The sequence below is a fragment of the Streptomyces sp. NPDC002838 genome (genome assembly GCF_040295365.1).
Classification (GTDB): Bacteria; Actinomycetota; Actinomycetes; order Streptomycetales; family Streptomycetaceae; genus Streptomyces.
In genome coordinates this window covers 1-17,024 of record NZ_JBEOVF010000089.1, presented here as the reverse complement: position 1 = coordinate 17,024, position 17,024 = coordinate 1, and the positions used below count along the sequence as shown (strand labels likewise).

General features: G+C 71.1%; 19 protein-coding genes and 2 pseudogenes. 15 read left to right on the top strand and 6 right to left on the bottom strand.

Features of this window, described 5'->3' with window-relative positions; translation table 11 throughout:
* Nucleotides 1-58: 58 nt before the first annotated feature.
* Nucleotides 59-925: a 3-hydroxybutyryl-CoA dehydrogenase gene (locus ABT063_RS49075; RefSeq protein WP_351068247.1), complete on the bottom strand. Its 867-nt coding sequence runs from the start codon at nt 923-925 to the stop codon at nt 59-61.
* A 364-nt stretch (nt 926-1,289) separates the two neighbouring features.
* Nucleotides 1,290-2,198: a LysR substrate-binding domain-containing protein gene (locus ABT063_RS49070; RefSeq protein ID WP_351068244.1), complete on the bottom strand. Its 909-nt coding sequence runs from the start codon at nt 2,196-2,198 to the stop codon at nt 1,290-1,292.
* Between the two features lie 136 nt (nt 2,199-2,334).
* On the opposite strand from ABT063_RS49070, the gene ABT063_RS49065 reads away from it, so the two are divergent.
* The 3 genes from ABT063_RS49065 (at nt 2,335) to ABT063_RS49055 (ending at nt 3,985) form a co-directional block, all read left to right on the top strand.
* Complete coding sequence (locus ABT063_RS49065; protein ID WP_351068241.1) at nt 2,335-2,982, top strand: CatB-related O-acetyltransferase; 648 nt, start codon at nt 2,335-2,337, stop codon at nt 2,980-2,982.
* A 209-nt stretch (nt 2,983-3,191) separates the two neighbouring features.
* Entirely contained in the window at nt 3,192-3,416 is a 225-nt protein-coding gene (locus ABT063_RS49060) for a hypothetical protein (protein ID WP_351068239.1), read from the top strand.
* 167 nt (nt 3,417-3,583) lie between these two features.
* Nucleotides 3,584-3,985 carry an SseB family protein gene (locus ABT063_RS49055; protein WP_351068238.1) on the top strand — a complete coding sequence of 134 codons (402 nt, stop codon included), beginning with the start codon at nt 3,584-3,586 and terminating at the stop codon, nt 3,983-3,985.
* Between the two features lie 24 nt (nt 3,986-4,009).
* Here the strand turns inward: ABT063_RS49055 and ABT063_RS49050 are convergent.
* From ABT063_RS49050 to ABT063_RS49040, 3 genes and pseudogenes are all read right to left on the bottom strand, one after another.
* Nucleotides 4,010-4,203, bottom strand: a pseudogene (locus ABT063_RS49050) (FAD-binding oxidoreductase); the annotation flags it as partial.
* Nucleotides 4,204-4,364: 161 nt separating this feature from the next.
* Entirely contained in the window at nt 4,365-4,751 is a 387-nt protein-coding gene (locus ABT063_RS49045) for a MarR family winged helix-turn-helix transcriptional regulator (RefSeq protein ID WP_351068236.1), read from the bottom strand.
* Between the two features lie 50 nt (nt 4,752-4,801).
* Nucleotides 4,802-5,138: pseudogene (locus tag ABT063_RS49040) on the bottom strand (VOC family protein).
* Nucleotides 5,139-5,301: 163 nt separating this feature from the next.
* On the opposite strand from ABT063_RS49040, the gene ABT063_RS49035 reads away from it, so the two are divergent.
* Entirely contained in the window at nt 5,302-5,445 is a 144-nt protein-coding gene (locus ABT063_RS49035) for a hypothetical protein (RefSeq protein WP_351068233.1), read from the top strand.
* A 4-nt stretch (nt 5,446-5,449) separates the two neighbouring features.
* Here ABT063_RS49035 and ABT063_RS49030 read toward each other — a convergent pair whose 3' ends face one another.
* Nucleotides 5,450-6,481, bottom strand: coding sequence for a LacI family DNA-binding transcriptional regulator (locus ABT063_RS49030; protein WP_351068231.1), 1,032 nt, complete (start codon nt 6,479-6,481; stop codon nt 5,450-5,452).
* A gap of 198 nt (nt 6,482-6,679) precedes the next feature.
* Between ABT063_RS49030 and ABT063_RS49025 the strand changes: the two genes are divergently transcribed.
* The 11 genes from ABT063_RS49025 to ABT063_RS48975 all read left to right on the top strand — a co-directional run.
* Nucleotides 6,680-8,701: a beta-galactosidase gene (locus tag ABT063_RS49025; RefSeq protein ID WP_351068229.1), complete on the top strand. Its 2,022-nt coding sequence runs from the start codon at nt 6,680-6,682 to the stop codon at nt 8,699-8,701.
* Between the two features lie 194 nt (nt 8,702-8,895).
* Nucleotides 8,896-9,183, top strand: coding sequence for a helix-turn-helix domain-containing protein (locus tag ABT063_RS49020; protein WP_351068227.1), 288 nt, complete (start codon nt 8,896-8,898; stop codon nt 9,181-9,183).
* A 66-nt stretch (nt 9,184-9,249) separates the two neighbouring features.
* Entirely contained in the window at nt 9,250-10,212 is a 963-nt protein-coding gene (locus tag ABT063_RS49015; RefSeq protein ID WP_351068225.1) for an SMP-30/gluconolactonase/LRE family protein, read from the top strand.
* 165 nt (nt 10,213-10,377) lie between these two features.
* Complete coding sequence (gene crcB / locus ABT063_RS49010) at nt 10,378-10,842, top strand: fluoride efflux transporter CrcB (RefSeq protein ID WP_351068224.1); 465 nt, start codon at nt 10,378-10,380, stop codon at nt 10,840-10,842.
* Nucleotides 10,839-11,219 (top strand): DUF190 domain-containing protein, encoded by a 381-nt coding sequence (locus ABT063_RS49005; RefSeq protein ID WP_351068223.1) that lies wholly within the window; start codon nt 10,839-10,841, stop codon nt 11,217-11,219. Before crcB (ABT063_RS49010) ends, ABT063_RS49005 begins: the two co-directional genes overlap by 4 nt.
* The gene (crcB, locus tag ABT063_RS49000; RefSeq protein WP_351068221.1) at nt 11,216-11,590 is read left to right on the top strand and encodes a fluoride efflux transporter CrcB; all 375 of its coding nucleotides are present in this window, start codon (nt 11,216-11,218) and stop codon (nt 11,588-11,590) included. Before ABT063_RS49005 ends, crcB (ABT063_RS49000) begins: the two co-directional genes overlap by 4 nt.
* Before the next feature lie 72 nt (nt 11,591-11,662).
* Nucleotides 11,663-12,499: an undecaprenyl-diphosphate phosphatase gene (locus tag ABT063_RS48995; protein ID WP_351068218.1), complete on the top strand. Its 837-nt coding sequence runs from the start codon at nt 11,663-11,665 to the stop codon at nt 12,497-12,499.
* Nucleotides 12,500-12,651: 152 nt separating this feature from the next.
* Nucleotides 12,652-13,329 (top strand): FadR/GntR family transcriptional regulator, encoded by a 678-nt coding sequence (locus ABT063_RS48990; RefSeq protein WP_351068262.1) that lies wholly within the window; start codon nt 12,652-12,654, stop codon nt 13,327-13,329.
* On the top strand, nt 13,326-14,768 hold the full coding sequence (locus tag ABT063_RS48985) for an amino acid permease (RefSeq protein WP_351068216.1): 1,443 nt from the start codon (nt 13,326-13,328) through the stop codon (nt 14,766-14,768). Before ABT063_RS48990 ends, ABT063_RS48985 begins: the two co-directional genes overlap by 4 nt.
* A 32-nt stretch (nt 14,769-14,800) precedes the next feature.
* The gene (locus tag ABT063_RS48980; RefSeq protein ID WP_351068215.1) at nt 14,801-15,817 is read left to right on the top strand and encodes an asparaginase; all 1,017 of its coding nucleotides are present in this window, start codon (nt 14,801-14,803) and stop codon (nt 15,815-15,817) included.
* Between the two features lie 235 nt (nt 15,818-16,052).
* The coding region (locus ABT063_RS48975) for an aspartate ammonia-lyase (protein WP_351068212.1) at nt 16,053-17,024 on the top strand (972 nt) is incomplete at its 3' end.

Genomic DNA, 17,024 nt, shown 5'->3' with positions numbered 1-17,024 from the left:
GCACTTGGCCGCCGCGCTGACCCGCGGGGCAGCCGGCCCGCGAGGGGCGGCCTACGGTTCACGCCGCCGGATAGCTGAAGAAGCCCTGTCCCGACTTCCGTCCCAGCAGCCCCGACTCGACCATACGGCGCAGCAGCGGGGGAGGGGCGTACAGCGGTTCCCGGTACTCCTCGTACAGCGCTTCGCCGATCGCCGCCACGGTGTCCAGGCCGATGAGGTCGGCCAGTCGCAGCGGACCCATGGGGTGGGCGCAGCCGGCCATCATGCCCGTGTCGATGTCCTCGGCTGTCGCCGCGCCGGAGCCGACCAGCCGTACCGCGGCCAACAGGTACGGCACCAGCAGGGAGTTCACCACGAAACCCGCGCGATCCTGCGCCAGGATCGTCCGCTTGCCCAGGACCTCGCCCGCGAGGGCGCGCACCCGCAGTTCCGTGGCCTTCGAGGTGTGCAGCGAGGGGATCACCTCCACCAGCGGCATGACGGGGACCGGGTTGAAGAAGTGCAGCCCGATCACCGCCTGCGGGCGCCGGGTCGCGGCGGCGAGCTTGGCGATGGGGATCGAGGACGTGTTGCTGGCGAGTACGGCGGCCGGGTCGGCGACTATCTCGTCCAACTGCCGGAACAGCGCCGTCTTGGCCTGCTCGTCCTCGACGGCGGCCTCGACGACCAGGTCCGCTCCGGCCAGGTGGGTCAGATCGGCCGTGGCGGCGATGCCCGCCAGGGCGTGTGCGCGGTCCTCGGGGGCGAGTGCGCCCTTCTTCTCCGCCCGGAGCAGAGAGTCCGCGATGCCGGCCAGCCCGGCGCGGGCCCTCTCCTCGGTCGTGTCGCACAACGTGACGGGCAGTCCGGCCCGGGCGCAGACCTCGGCGATCCCCCGGCCCATCTGCCCTGCGCCGACGACTCCCACGCGCTTGATCGCTGTCATGTGTCCCTCCGCCATTGCCTTGGTGCCGCGCTGAGCGTAAGCCGGTCACACCCCCTCTGACCTGCCCGGACAGAACGCTATTCGCGCACAAACATGCGCCGGTTCGTCACTGACCGGCCGCACCGCGCGGGACCAGGCCGATCGCGCCGGGCATGCCCCCGGCAGCGGGCGACGATCACCAGGAGGCGGGCGTGGGAACCAGGAACGGCACCGGCCGAGGTGCCATGGAAGGCGTGCGGATCGCGGACGTCTTCCGCGTGCTCGCCGGACCGTACGCCACCGCCCGACGGCCAATCGGTGAAGGCCGGGCTTGCCCTCGTGGACGTGATCACCGGGCGTCAGCCGCTGACCGGGCACCGGGCCTTCAGCCGACGGTGACCACGGGAGTCGCCGCCTGACGCATGCGGCGGATCACGCCACGTACCGCGGGGGACGTCTCGCCCCTGCGGTAGGCGCCCACCAGCCGGGTGGTCGGCCGCAGGTCCGCCAGCGGACGGTAGGCGACCCCAGGTATCCGTACGCGGCGCAACGAGTCCGGCACCAGGGCCACCCCCCGACCGCCGCCCACCAGAGTGAGCGCGGCGATGTAGTCCCGCACCGGAGGGGCGATCTCCGGGGTGAAGCCGCCATGCTCTCCCACCTGGAGGATCTGGTCGCGGCAGCCGTACTCCTCGTCGAAGTACGGCGCCACGAAGCGCTCCTCCCGCAGCGCGGCGGCCGGCACCGACTCATGGGCGGCCACCGGACCGGCCTCCGGCACCGCGAGGACGACCTCCTCCGTGAGCAGGACGGTCGCGGTGACCCCGGGCGGGTAGGCGGGCCGCCAGCGCAGGAAGCCGACGTCGATGTCCCCGGCGGCCAGCGCCTCCAGCTGGGCCGGCGTCTCCAGCTCCCGGACCCCCACGGTGAGGTCGCCGCCCGGCGCCGAACAGCTCGCCAGGATGCCGGTCACGATCCCGGAGAAGGCGGCCGAGGCGACGTAGGCGATCTCGGCGTGCCCCAGCTCCCCGCGTCCGGCCCGACGGCCCACGGCCTCCGCGCGGGAAGCCTGGGCGAGCGTGCGCTCGGCCTCCGGCAGGAACAGCCGGCCCGCCCCGGTCAGCGCCGGACGGGACCGCCGCCCGCGGTCGATCAGACGTACCCCGAGATGTGCCTCCAGCGCCCTGATCTGGGCGCTGAGCGCGGAGGGCGCCAGATGCAGGCGGTCCGCCGCCCGCGCGAAGTGCAACTCCTCGGCGACGATGACGAAGGAGGCCAGCCACCGCAGCTCCATCGGCTCCTCCCTCCTGCCCTGCTGCCGAACACCTATGTGCTAACGATAGCAATGAGGCATGAAAAATTCCCCAACCCTCGGCGGAGAAGGTTGCGATCATGGCGTGCGTCCGCGACATGCGAGGAGCCGATGCGTGATGCCCGCTTTTCCCGCCGACCCCAACGTGCTGCACCCGATGCCCGAACAACCGCGTGTGGTGCTGCTGAAACCGTTGATCACCTCGCCGCTGATCGAGGTCGGGGAGTTCTCCTACTACGACGATCCGGACGATCCGACGGCGTTCGAGACCCGTAACGTGCTGTATCACTACGGGCCGGAGAAGCTGGTCATCGGCAGGTTCTGTGCACTGGGCGAGGGGGTGCGGTTCCTCATGAACGGCGCCAACCACCGGATGGACGGACCTTCGACGTTCCCTTTTCCCATCATGGGCGGTTCCTGGGCCGAGCACTTCGACCTGATCACCGGCCTGCCCGGCCGGGGCGACACCGTGGTCGGCAACGACGTCTGGTTCGGCTACCGCACGACGGTGATGCCGGGCGTCCGTATCGGCCACGGCGCGATCATCGCGTCCGGTTCGGTGGTGGTCCACGACGTGCCCGACTACGGCATCGTCGGCGGCAACCCGGCCAGGCTGCTGCGCCGCCGGTACGACGACGAGGACATCGCCCGCCTGCTCGCTCTCGCCTGGTGGGACTGGCCGCTCGAGCACCTCACCGGACACATCCGAACGATCATGTCCGGCAGTGTCGACGCTCTCGAGGCGGCGGCTCCGGGGACGACGTAGGCGTGCCACGGTGCGGCGGCTGCCGCAGGTGAGGGCAGCGGCCGTGCCACACGACCACCAGCGGCACCTCGGCGACGCACTCGGCACGATCCACACCGCCGAGGGCGGCGCTCGCTGCGGCAGACGGCCCAGGACTGGATGGACAGCTGCCGCCGCAACGTGAGCGGACAGGCCCCGTTCAGCCTCGTGGAGGACAACCGCTCGTCCTGATGTTCCTCAACGCCGGGCGCATGGCCTGGGACGTCGTGCAGGGCACCCTGTTCCGCACGGCGGGCTCCCGGTACGCCCGCGACGGCGAGCGGATGCAGCGCTATTTCCGGGACGCGGCCACGTACTGGACCCACGTGGGCGCGAGCATGGCGGAGCCGCCGGCCCGCCGGGTCGGCGGCGACCGCCTGGGGCTGCCGTCGGAGCGCATCGCGTTGATCCCCTGAACGGCGGTTCCGATTCCCCTGACCTGCACCTGATCCCTTGAATCCCGTGTGAACTCCTGAATCCCACATGATTGCTCCGGCCGCGGTCGGGTACGCGAGCAGGACCGCGCCGGGGCGATCTTGTCCCCGGGCGGGCCGTACGACCGTCGCTACCAGGGGATTCAGCCATGGACACACCCGCTTACGACAACCCCGTCACACCGGCCCGGCGGGCGTTGGACGCGCTGGCCGAGAACACCGAGGACCAGACGGCGCTGGCCACGCTGGCGAGCAGCGAGGTGCTCGTGCCGGTGCCCGACGACGCCGGTCAGGAGGAGGCCAGCGACCCCGGCACAGTGGCGCTGCCCGTCCTGGAGCAGGCGGACGGCGCTCCGGTGGTGCCCGTGTTCACCTCGGAACCGGAGATGGCCGACCTTCTGCCGTACGTCTCCCGCTACCGTCTGGTGCCGCTGGCCGCGCTCGCCGCACAGTGGCCGGCGGACGAGCTGTCGCTGACCATCGACGCCAGCTCGGCGCACCCGCTGACGCTCACGTCCGAGGGGGTTCGCACGCTACTGGCGAGGCCGTAGGGCCTCTCCGGGGCTCAGTCGACCTCACAGGGGCTTTCCGGGGTTGAGGATCCCCGGGGATCGAAGGCCTGCTTGATCCGCCGCTGGAGCCCGTGGGCGGCGGATCCCAGTTCCTCGGCGACCCACTGCCGCTTGAGCACGCCCACCCCGTGCTCACCGGTCAGTGTGCCGCCGAGCCGCAAGGCCGGCGCGAAGATCTCGCCCGCCGCCTCCCACGCGGCCTCCGGCAGCCGGTCCAGGACGGATCCACCTGGTCGGGGGTCTCGTCGAGCGCGCCGGTCACGCCCATCCCGATGAGCGCGCCGGCCCGTCCAGGCGCGGCCCGGCGACGGTCGAGGCCGCCTTCACCGCCGTGAGGGAGCTGCTGCGCTGACGGGGGTCAGTTCAGCATCCGGGCCAGAACGTCACGCTGCAGCGGCAGCACCTCGGCGTGCAGGTCGCGGCCCTTGTGGGTCAGGGACACCCATACGCCGCGCCGGTCCTCCATGCAGACGGAGCGCTCCACCAGGCCGTCCTTCTCCAGTCGGCCGATCAGCCGGGACAGTGCGCTCTGGCTGAGATGCACCTGGCCGGCGATGTCGTGCACCCGGCACTGGTCGCCCTCCTCCGGCGACGCGGTGGCCAGGATGTCGAGCACCTCGAAGTCGCTCGCGCCCAGCCCGTGCGGGTGCAGCACGCGGTCGATCTCACACATCGTGCGCGCGTGCACGGACAGGATGTCCCGCCACTGTTCCTCGAGCCGGGCCTCGGCCGCGTTCACTGCCATACACCCAATGTTAATGCGCATGCATCGACAAGGCCGGGGGCCGAAGGAGCTCAGACGTCCTGGAGGAGCCCGACGAGGTTTCCGTCGGCGTCTGTGACGGAGGCGATCTGCCTGCCGCCGCCGACGTCCTGGACGCCCTGGAGCAGCTAGGTGTGCTGTCCCGGCACGTTGGTGACAGGCGACACGCCCTTCGTCGAGCAGGGCGGCGAGGCGGCCACGGAGGTCGGAGACGTGCCAGTAGGGGACCGGACCGGTCAAGCCCTTGGCGTGTCCGTCGGGGTCGAGGCCGACGTCCTGGCCGGCGTCCTTGAAGCCGACGGAGTAAGGCTCGTCCGCATGGGGTTCGACCTCCAGCAGGTCGCTGAACAGGGCCTTCGCGCGGACTATGTCCTTACCCCGCCCTCACCCGGACGCTCGTGCACGCCCGGTCCGACCGGGTCACCGCACCCCGTGCCGCGCGCGCCCACCGCAACCCGCTGCTCGACGCGGGCTTCCGGGACGTGCGCGTCGACGTCCGTACGGCGGTCTTCACCGGTCCGGGGTCCTGCCGGTGCTCGTGGGTCTTGTCGCGGGGCAGACACACCGGAACCAGGCCGCCGACGACTGGATCACCGAGCAGCGCGCCCTCGCGGCGCAGGACCGGCTGTTCCCGGCCGTCCCGATGTTCCTGGCATCGGCCACCAGCCGCCCCTGAGACGCTACGTCGACTCCCGCTTCACCAGCTCCGTCGGCAGAATCACCGCCGCCGGATCCTCGCCGCCGATCTGGGCCAGCAGCACCCGGACCATCTCCGCGCTGATGCGGTCCCAGGGCTGCCGGATGGTGGTCAGCTCGGGGCGGGCGGCCAGCGCGGCCGGCGAGTCGTCGAAACCGCCCACCGCCACGTCCTCGGGTACCCGCCGTCCCGCCCGCTCCAGTGCCGTCAGCACGCCCTGTGCCATCAGGTCGGAGGCGACGAACACGGCGTCCATGTCGGGGGCCTGCGCGAGCAGCCGTTCGGCGCCCGCCTCACCGCTGGCCCGGCTGTAGTCGCCGGAGACGATCAGCCGCTCGTCGATCTCGACGCCCGCCTCGCCGAGCACCTCCTTGTAGCCGGCGAGGCGCTCGACACCGCCCGGGGTGTCCAGCGGGCCGGTGACCACGCCGATGCGGCGGCGGCCCAGGGAGAGCAGATGGCGCACCATGTCGCGGGCACCGTCCCGGTCGTCGGCCGCCACGTAGCTCACCCGGGAACCGAGCCCGATCGGCTTGCCGCACGCGACCAGCGGCACGCCCGCCTCGCGCAGCTCCTCGGCGACGGGGTCCCCGGAGTGGCTGGAGACCAGCAGCACACCGTCGACGTGACCCGCGGTGATGTACCGCGTGATGCGCCGCCGCTCGTCCCCGGTGCCGGCCAGCATCAGCAGCAGCGGGATGTCGTGCGCGGCCAGCGCCTGGGTGCAGCCGCGCAGCAGGACGTTGAAGTTCGGGTCCTCGAAGAACCGCTCCTGCGGCTCCGTGAGCAGGAAGCCGATCGAGTCGGAACGCCCGGTGATCAGGGAACGGGCGTGCCGGTTGACGACGTACCCTGTCTTGCGGATGGCGGCGTTGACCGCCTCCTGGGCGGCGGGGCTGACGTAATGCCCGCCGTTGAGCACACGTGAGACGGTGCCGCGTGAGACCCCAGCCTCCCGCGCCACATCGTGGATCGTCGGCGGTTTACGCCGGCCCCCCGCACTGTTCATGGTCACGACTTTAAGGCCCTGGAGGACGGAGCGACGCCGTCCGAACCGTCGGATGGCGCCCGGTGACCTCGGCAGCCTGTGATCGTGCACAGCAGACCGCCGGTCGCCACCCTTGGCAAGGGTCACCCCTGTGCGGTTATCTTGGGCTCGCGCCGCCGATGGCTGTGTGTGCACGTTCCCATCCCTCTGTAACGGGAGAGATCCATGCCGGAGACCACCCCCAGGGGCCTCACCAGGCTCGCCTTCGGCGGGGACTACAACCCGGAGCAGTGGCCCGAGAGCGTCTGGCAGGAGGACGTGCGGCTGATGCGGGAGGCCGGCGTCACCATGGTGAGCGTCGGGATCTTCTCCTGGGCGCTGCTGGAGCCCGCGCCCGGCGCGTACGACTTCGGCTGGCTGGACCGCCTCCTCGACCTGCTGCACGAGAACGGCGTCCGCGTCGGCCTCGGCACCCCCACCGTCGTACCCCCGGCCTGGTTCTACCGCGCCCATCCCGACGCCCTGCCCGTGACGGCCGACGGCGTCCGCCTCGCGTTCGGCTCGCGCGGCGCCATCTGCCACAGTGACGCCGACTACCGCGCCGCCGCGGCGAACATCACCACCCGGCTCGCCGAGCGGTACGCCGGCCACCCTGCCCTGGCGATGTGGCACGTGCACAACGAGTACGGCATCCCCGTCTCCACCTGCTACTGCGACTCCTGCGCCGCCCACTTCCGCCGCTGGCTGGCCCAGACGTACGGAACCGTCGACACGGTCAACGAGGCCTGGGGCACCGCCTTCTGGGGCCAGCGGTACGCCGGCTTCGAGGAGATCAACCCGCCGCGCACGGCGCCCACCGTCGGCAACCCGGGCCAGGCGCTGGACTACAAGCGGTTCGCCGACGCCACCATGCGCGAGAACTTCGTCATGGAGCGGGACATCCTGCACCGCCTCTCACCCGGCATCCCGGTCACGACCAACTTCATGACCGCGCTCAGCCAGTGCGACTCCGTCGACTACTGGGCCTGGGGCCGCGAGGTCGACCTCGTCACCAACGACCACTACCTGATCACCGACGGCCGCCGCACCCACGTCAACCTCGCCATGGCCGCCGACCTCACCCGCTCGGTCGCGGGCGGCGCCCCCTGGCTGCTCCTCGAACACTCCACGTCGGGTGTCAACTGGCAGCCCCGCAACCCCGCCAAGGCCCCCGGCCAGATGGCCCGCAACTCCCTCGCGCATGTGGCCCGCGGCTCCGAGGGCGCCATGTTCTTCCAGTGGCGGCAGTCCCGGCGTGGCGCCGAGAAGTTCCACTCGGCGATGGTCCCGCACGGCGGCCCGGACACCCGCGTCTGGCGCGAAGTGGTCGAACTGGGCGCCTGTCTCGACTCGTTGAGCACGATCCGCGGCACCCGCACCACCGCCGACGTGGCCGTTCTGTGGGACTGGCACTCCTGGTGGGCGCAGAACCTCCAGTGGCGCCCCAGCGAGGACCACGACCCGCGTGAGCGCGCCGACGCCTTCTACGAGGCCCTCTACGACCGCCACCTCACCGTCGACTTCGCCCACCCGGAAGCCGACTTGTCGAGGTATCCCCTTGTCGTCGTCCCCGCGCTGTACCTCATGACTCAGGCGGCCGGCCGCAACATCACGGAGTACGTCGAGAGAGGCGGCACCCTCGTCGTCTCGTACTTCTCCGGCATCGTCGACGAGCACGACGCCGTGCACGAGGGCGCCTGCCCCGGGCCGCTGCGGGACGTGCTCGGCCTGACCGTCGAGGAGTTCTCGCCGCTGCTCCAGGAGCAGTTGGTACGCGTCACCGGCCCCGACGGCTCGGAGCTCACCGGTGACGTGTGGACCGAGTTCGTGGTACCGCGCGGCGCCGAGACCGTGTGGACGTACGCCGACGGCCTGACCGCCGGCCACCCCGCCGTCACCCGGCACCGTCTCGGCGAGGGCACCTCCTGGTACGTCTCCACGCGCCTCGACGCCCAGGGCCTCGACGCGCTGCTGGGCTGGGCGGTCGAGGACGCCGGTATCAGCGCGCGCGCCGACCTGCCCCGGGACGTCGAAGTGGTGCGCCGTACCGGTGAGTCGGGCACGTACCTGTTCGCGATCAACCACACCGCCTCCGATGTCAAGGTGCCGCTGGACGCGGACGGCACCGAGCTGCTGACCGGGGAGCGGGCCGCCGGCCGCCTGTCCCTCCCGGCGGGCGCCGTCCGGGTCGTACGACTCGACGGCTGAACCGACTCCCCTCCGCCCGTGTGAGCGCACGAGCCGCGGGCGGAGGGGTCTCTCGTGGCCGACAGGTATGCCGAACAAGCCCCCGCCACAAAGGAGTTCGGTACCGGACAAGGTTGCGGAGTCCGGGGCGTGATGGCTTCGACTGCGGGACAGTGGGAACACGCGCTACGAAGACCTCGGACGGAGGGAACGCGATGCTGAGGACTCCCACCGGCGAGAGGCGCCTTGACATCCTCGAATGGCTGAAGGATCCGGTCGCGCACTTCCCGCCGCAGCGGCACGGCGGCCTGGTGGAGGACGGCGTGACCGCGGACGCCGTCGCCCGGAAGCTCGGAGTGCGCCGCGCCGTCGCCGAGACCCACCTCGACCTGCTCGCGGACCTGGGTCTGCTGCGCACCAGGAGAATCGGTCGGCGCAGGCACTACCGGCGCGACGAGGTGCGGATCGCCGAGGTGGCGCGCATGTTCGAAAAGGGCTGGTAGACGCCCCTCCGCGCGGGGTACACGCCTGCGAGGACGAGCCTCTCCCACAGCGAAGGGCAGGCGCACATGGACCGTCCCGCAACTCTCGTCCCCCGCCACTACGTCGCGGTCGGGGGCCGCGGCCCCGAGGACGTCGTGGCCGACGCCCGCGGCCGTGTGTTCACCGGCGTGGCGGACGGCCGCATCCTGCGCCTGGACGGGGTGACGAAGCCCGCCACGGCCCGGGTGGAGGTGCTCGCAGAGACCGGTGGCAGGCCGCTCGGCCTCGCCCTCCTCCCGGACGACGCCCTGCTGGTGTGCGACGCCGAACGCGGACTGCTCGGCGTGGACCTCGCCGAGGGCACCGTGCGCGTCCTCGCCGACGCGGTGGCGGGGGAGAGGCTGCGGTTCTGCAGCAACGTGGTCGCCCTGTCCGACGGAAGCGTCTACTTCACCGTCTCCAGCCGCCGCTACCCGCTTCAGCACTGGATCGGCGACCTGGTCGAGCACACCGGCACCGGCCGGCTCCTGCGCCTCGTCCCCGGCAGCGACACGCCCGAGGTCCTGCTGGAGGGGCTGCAGTTCGCCAACGGGCTGGCCCCGAGCGGCGACGAGACCTTCCTGGTCGTCGCCGAGACGGGCGCGTACCGGCTGAGCCGCTACTGGCTCGCCGGACCGAAGGCGGGCCGGAGCGAGCCCTTCGCCGAGGATCTTCCGGGGATGCCCGACAACCTCTGGCGCGGCTCACCTCAGGGCCTGGTCTGGGTGTCGCTCGCCGGGCCCCGCGTCCCCCCGCTGGACCTGCTGCACCGCGGCACACCGTCCGTACGCCAGGCCGCCGCGCGCGTGGCCGTGCGCGCCCCCTTCCGTCCCTCGGGCACGATCGGCGTCCTGGCGGTCGACGACGCCGGCCGTGTGGTCCACCACCTCGTCCGCCGCCGCTCCGGCTTCCGCATGGTCACCAGCGTCTGCGAGAGCGAGGGCCATCTGGTCCTGGGAAGCCTGTGGGAGCCGGGCGTCGCGGTCTGCGAGGCACCGGCCGGGAAGTGACCCCGGCGGATCGGAGGGTTACCCTGTTGACCGGCCGCGATCACCTCGCGGCGCGGCGGTGGGGCCCGCCGTACCCGAACCGCGGCACAGGTGCCGCCAACGGTCCCTACTTGCGATGGAGCGCGCCCGTATGCCCGGGCCCCGGCGAGTAGGAGACGTACGACCATGACAGCCCCGGACACCGAAAGCCTCAGCGTCCCCGCGCGTCCCCGACGGCGGCCCGCGGACTGGCGGGGCCAGGCACCGGTGGTCGCGGTGGTCGCGCTCGGCGGAGCCCTCGGCGCCACCGCCCGGTACGCGGCCGCCCTGTGGTGGCCCGCCCAGCCGGGCGGATTCCCCTGGGCGACCTTCTGGACCAATGTCGTCGGCTGCGCCGTGATCGGAGTGTTCATGGTGGTCATCACCGACGTGTGGGCCGCCCACCGCCTCGTGCGCCCCTTCTTCGGCACCGGCGTGCTCGGCGGATTCACCACCTTCTCGACGTACGCCGTCGACATCCAGAAGCTGGTCGACGCCGGCCACCCGCGCACAGGGCTGGTCTATCTCGCCGCGACCCTGCTCGCGGCGCTCACCGCGGTGTGGCTCGCGGCCACGGGCACCCGCCGGGTCCTGAAGTGGAGGCAGCCATGACCAGGCTGACCGGTCGCGCCCTGCGCGTGACCGTCCTCATCGGCGAGAACGACACCTGGCACCACCGGCCGCTCTACTCCGAGATCGTGCACCGCGCCCACGCGGCCGGTCTCGCGGGCGCCAGCGTATTCCGCGGCATCGAGGGCTTCGGCGCGTCCTCCCTGATCCACACCTCGCGCCTGCTGTCCCTGAGCGAGGACCTGCCGGTCGCCGTAGTGATCGTGGACGCCGAGGAGCGCGTACGCGCCTTCCTGCCACAGCTCGACGAACTCGTCACCGAGGGCCTCGTGATCCTCGACGACTGCGAGGTCATCCGGTATGTCGGCCGGGGCGACAACCAGGGCGAATCGGACGCGAAAGGTAAGAAGTCGTCGTGAACTGGCTGCTGGTGATCGCGGGCGCCATGGTCGGTGCCCCGCTCCGCTATCTCACCGACCGGGCGGTGCAGTCCCGGCACGACTCGGTCTTCCCCTGGGGCACCTTCGCCGTGAACGTCACCGGCTGTCTGATGCTCGGCCTGCTCACCGGCGCCGCCACAGCGGGAGCTGCCGGTTCCCACCTCCAGCTGCTCCTGGGCACCGGCCTGTGCGGGGCGCTGACGACGTACTCGACCTTCTCGTACGAGACCCTGCGGCTGACCGAGACGGGGGCGGGGCTGCACGCCGTCGCCAACGTGGTGGCGAGCGTGCTCGCGGGTCTGGGAGCGGCCCTCGCGGGGGTGGCGCTGGCACAGGCGGTGTGGGCATAAGGCCGGATTCTCGTCCGCGTGTAGTAAGACTGTGCCCGCCGCACACCCCCGCCCTGAGAAGAACTGGATCCCATGAGCGTCATCAGCGTCGGTCAGGCCGTCGTCCTCGGAGCCGTCGAGGGGGTGACCGAGTTCCTGCCCGTGTCGTCCACCGGCCATCTGAAGATCGTCGAGGGGCTCATGGGCATCCCCGTGGACGACAATGCCGTCGTCGGGTTCTCGGCCGTGATCCAGGTCGGCGCGATCGCCGCCGTGCTCGTGTACTTCTTCAAGGACATCGTGCGGATCGTCTCCGCGTGGGGCCGGGGGCTCACCCATCGCGAAGAGCGGTACCACCACGACTACAAATTCGCCTGGTGGGTGATCTGCGCGACCATCCCGATCGTCGCCGTGGGCCTGGCGGCCAAGCCGCTCATCGAGGGGCCGCTGGCCTCGCTGTGGGTGGTGGCGGGCTCGCTGATCGTCGGCAGCGGGGTGATGTGGGCGGCCGACCAGATGGGCCGGCACAAGCGCGGGGAGGACGACACCTCGTTCAAGGACGCGATGCTGGTCGGTGGCTCCCAGATCCTCGCCCTGCTCTTCCCTGGCTTCTCCCGCTCCGGCGCCACCATGTCCACGGCTCTGATCCTGGACCTGGACCGCGTGGCCGCTACCAGGCTGTCGTTCTTCCTCGGCATCCCCGCCCTGACCGGCGCCGGGCTGTACGAGCTCAAGGACGCCCTGGGGGCGGGCGTGGGCGCGGCCCCGCTCGCCGTCGGGACCGTCGTGTCCTTCGTCGTCGCCTACGCCTCCATCGCCTGGCTGCTGAAGTTCGTCGCCAGGCACTCGTTCAACGCCTTCGTGGTCTACCGGATCATCGTCGGCGTGCTGCTGTTCGGGCTGCTGGCCACAGGCGGGCTCAGTAGCTGACCGCACGGGGTGTGAGGCTGCTTTCAGGTGTCACACCCCTGAAATTCCTCTTTCAGTCGCCTTGACAGGGCCCCTACAGCACCCGGAGTATCGCTCCCGTGAACCTGTCAGACAGCCAGACAGGTGGCCGGGGACCGCGACGCGTCAGCGCGATGGAAGCGGTGCTCTCCCACCTTCGCGGCGCCATTGAGCGCGGCGACTACGCGATCGGCGACAAGCTCCCCTCCGAGGCGGAGCTGTGCCGGACCCTCGAGGTCTCCCGGCCCGTGCTCCGGGAGGCACTGCGGGCCCTGCAGGCCATGGGGCTCACCGTCTCCAAGACCGGCAAGGGCACCTTCGTCGTCGCCGGCGCCGTCGAGGACCCCACCTTCGGCGACTACGCGGCCAGCGATCTGCTGGAGGTGCGCCGCCACGTCGAGATCCCGGTCGCCGGGTACGCGGCCCGGCGCCGTACCCCGGAGAACCTGGACCACCTGGCCCACCTCCTGGACCGGATGGAGCGGGAGACCGACACCACCGCATGGGTCGCGATGGACTCGCTCTTCCACCTCGGCGTGGCCGAGGCCGCGCAGAACCCGGTCTTCCGCCGGGTCATCGAGGAGATCCGCGACGCACTGGCCCGCCAGTCGGCGTTCCTGAACGAACTGGGCGGTCGGCGCGAGCAGTCCAACCGTGAGCACCGCGCGATCGTCGAGGCGCTGATCGACGGTTCCGAACACGACGCGGTGGAGGCCATGGCCCACCACCTCGACCGTGTCTCGACGACCCTCACCGACATCGTGCGCCCCACGCGCACGGACACCCCCACGGAAGGCGGACCCGAGGCGTGAGCGAGCAGTACCTCCGAGAGGAGACACGCAAACCGGCCGTGCACGTCGACGCGGGAGACGCGGGCTACAGCAAGTCCCTGAAGTCCCGGCACGTCAACATGATCGCCATCGGCGGCGCCATCGGCACCGGCCTGTTCCTCGGCGCCGGCGGCCGCCTCGCCGACGCCGGGCCCTCCCTCTTCATCGCCTACGCGGTCTGTGGCCTCTTCGCCTTCCTGGTCGTGCGCGCCCTCGGTGAACTCGTCCTGTACCGGCCCTCCTCCGGCGCCTTCGTGTCGTACGCCCGCGAATTCCTCGGCGAGAAGGGCGCGTACACGGCCGGCTGGATGTACTTCCTCAACTGGGCGACCACCGGCATCGCCGACATCACGGCGGTGGCCACCTACACCCACTACTGGGGCATGTTCTCCGACATCCCGCAGTGGGTGATCGCGCTGATCGCGCTCGCGGTCGTGCTCACCGTGAACCTCATCTCGGTGAAGATCTTCGGCGAACTGGAGTTCTGGTTCGCGATCATCAAGGTCAGCGCGCTCGTCGTCTTCATGCTGATCGGCATCTTCCTGCTGGTCACCCAGCAGCCCGTCGACGGTCACACCCCCGGCCCGTCCCTGATCGCCGACCACGGGGGCGTCTTCCCCAACGGCCTCCTGCCGATGCTGCTGATCATCCAGGGCGTCGTCTTCGCCTACGCCTCCGTCGAGTTGGTCGGCGTCGCGGCCGGTGAGACCGAGAACCCCGAGAAGATCATGCCGAAGGCGATCAACTCGATCATGTGGCGCGTGGGCCTGTTCTACGTCGGCTCGGTCGTCCTGCTGTCGATGCTGCTGCCGTGGAACAAGTACACCGCCGGCGAGAGTCCCTTCGTGACCGTGCTGTCCAACATCGGCGTCCCGGCGGCCGGCGGCGTGATGAACCTGGTCGTGCTCACCGCGGCGATGTCCTCGCTCAACTCCGGCCTGTACTCCACCGGCCGCATCCTGCGCTCCATGGCGATGTCCGGTTCCGCGCCCAAGTTCACCTCGGTGATGAGCCGCAGCAAGGTCCCGTACGGCGGCATCCTGCTCACCAGCGGATTCTGCGTCCTCGGCGTCGGCCTCAACTTCGTCGTCCCCGCCGAGGCGTTCGAGATCGTGCTGAACTTCGCGGCGATCGGCATCCTCTCCACCTGGGGCATGATCATGGTCTGCCACCTGATGTTCTGGCAGAAGACCCAGCAGGGCGAACTGTCCCGCCCCGGCTACCGTCTGCCGGGATCACCCTGGACCGAACTCGTGACGCTGGTGTTCCTCGCCTCCGTCCTGGTCCTCATGTACGCCGACGGCGGCGCCGGACGCACCACCGTGCTGTGCCTGCCGCTGATCGTCGGGGCGCTGGTCGCCGGATGGTTCGGCATCCGCGGCCGTACGGCGCGCGAGTCCACCACCGGAGCCGACGCGTGAGGCACGCGGCGGCCCATGAAATGCGGGCAGTGATGCACAGCAGTTCCATAGCGGACGCACCCCTTGTCCGCGAACCCCTCCACGCCCCCGTCGCCCACCTCATCCGCGGTGGGCTGATCGAGGGACTTCACTACGGCTCCGTCGTCGTCCTCGACGCCGACGGCGGGATCCAGCTCCAACTCGGCGACATCGAGGCCGCGTTCTACCCACGCTCGGCCCTCAAGCCCGTCCAGGCCGTCGCCATGGTCCGGGCCGGGTTCCCGCTCGACGGCGACCTGCTCTCCCTCACCGCGGCCAGCCACTCCGGCGAGGAACGCCACCTCGCCGGCACCCGGCGCATCCTCGACCTCGCCGGGCTCACCGAGGACCACCTGCGCAACGTGCCCGACCTGCCCTTCGACCCGGTGGTCCGGGACGACTGGACACGGGAGGGCCGCCTGCCCTCCCGGCTCGCCCAGAACTGCTCCGGCAAGCACGCGGCCATGCTCTACACCTGCAAGCTCAACGGCTGGTCCCTGGACGACTACCTCGACCCCGGGCACCCCCTCCAGCAGGCGATCGCGGAGATCGTCGAGGACCTCACCGGGCAGCGCATCGCCCGGGTGACCGTCGACGGCTGCGGCGCGCCCCTGTTCTCCGTCTCGCTGCACGGTCTCGCGCGGGCGGCCGCCCGGGTCACCACCGCCGCTCCGGGGACGCCGGAGGCGCGTGTCGCCGACGCGATGCGCGAGCACGCCGAGATGGCGTCCGGCTCCGGCCGGGATGTGGCCGTCCTGATGCGGGCCGTGCCGGGGCTGCTCGCCAAGGACGGCTTCGAGGGGGTTCATGTCGCCGCGCTGCCGGACGGCCGGGCGATCGCCGTGAAGATCGCCGATGGCGCCAACCGGGCACGCATCCCGGTTGCCGCGGCTGCCCTGGCCCGGGCCGGCGTCGACCCGGCGGCGCTCGCCGAGTTCGCGGGGGAGCCGCTGCTCGGCGGCGGCGCACCGGTCGGCTGCGTCCGCCCGGTGCGGGCGCTTGACCCGGTCAGCGAGCCGGCTTGCGCCTGACGGCAGGCCGGTTGAGCGACGTAGGGAGTGCTGTGTTCGACCGGCTGCGGCGGCGCTGTGGCTGGTCGCGCCCACACGGCGGAGCCGCACGTTCTCACAGCCCCGCGCCCCTGGGCGTCTGGCCGCCGCCCGCGTCGTATCGCTCCGCCGGGCCGGTCACCCGCCGATCCGGTCGTTCCTCCCCCTGCTCCACCCGCTCCCTCACCCTCGCCCCTCAGAAAGAGGCCGCATCCTCATGACCGCCGCCGTTACCCGCAGTGAGCACGACCTGCTCGGAGACCGGGATGTCCCCGCCGACGCGTACTGGGGCGTCCACACCCTGCGTGCCACGGAGAACTTCCCCATCACGGGCACCCCGATTTCCGCCTACCCGCACTTGATCGATGCCCTCGCCGCCGTCAAGGAGGCGGCCGCCCGCGCCAACGAGGAACTCGGCCTGCTGGAGCCGGAGAAGGCCGCGGCGATCGTCGCGGCCTGCCGGGAGATCCGCGACGGCGGACTGCACGACCAGTTCGTCGTCGACGTCATCCAGGGCGGGGCCGGCACCTCGACCAACATGAACGCCAACGAGGTCGTCGCCAACCGGGCGTTGGAGCTGCTGGGACACGCCAAGGGCCAGTACGGGCATCTGCACCCCAATGAGGACGTCAACCTCTCCCAGTCGACCAATGACGTCTACCCGACCGCCGTGAAGATCGCGACGGTGTTCGCGGTCCGTGGACTGCTCAAGGCGATGGCTGTACTGCAGGACGCTTTCGCGGCCAAGGCCGTCGAGTTCCATGACGTGCTCAAGATGGGCCGTACACAGTTGCAGGACGCGGTGCCGATGACGCTCGGTCAGGAGTTCTCCGCATATGCCGTCATGATCGACGAGGACCGCAGCCGTCTTGCCGAGGCCGTCGAGCTGATCCATGAGATCAACCTGGGCGCCACGGCGATCGGGACGGGCTTGAATGCCCCCGTCGGATACGCCGAGTCGGCCCGCCGTCACCTCTGCGAGATCACCGGACTGCAGTTGGTCACCGCCGCCAACCTGGTGGAAGCCACCCAGGACTGCGGCGCGTTCGTCCAGATGTCCGGCGTGCTCAAGCGGATCGCCGTCAAGCTGTCCAAGAGCTGCAACGACCTGCGCCTGCTGTCCAGCGGGCCGCGCGCGGGACTGGGCGAGATCAACCTGCCGCCGGTGCAGGCCGGTTCGTCCATCATG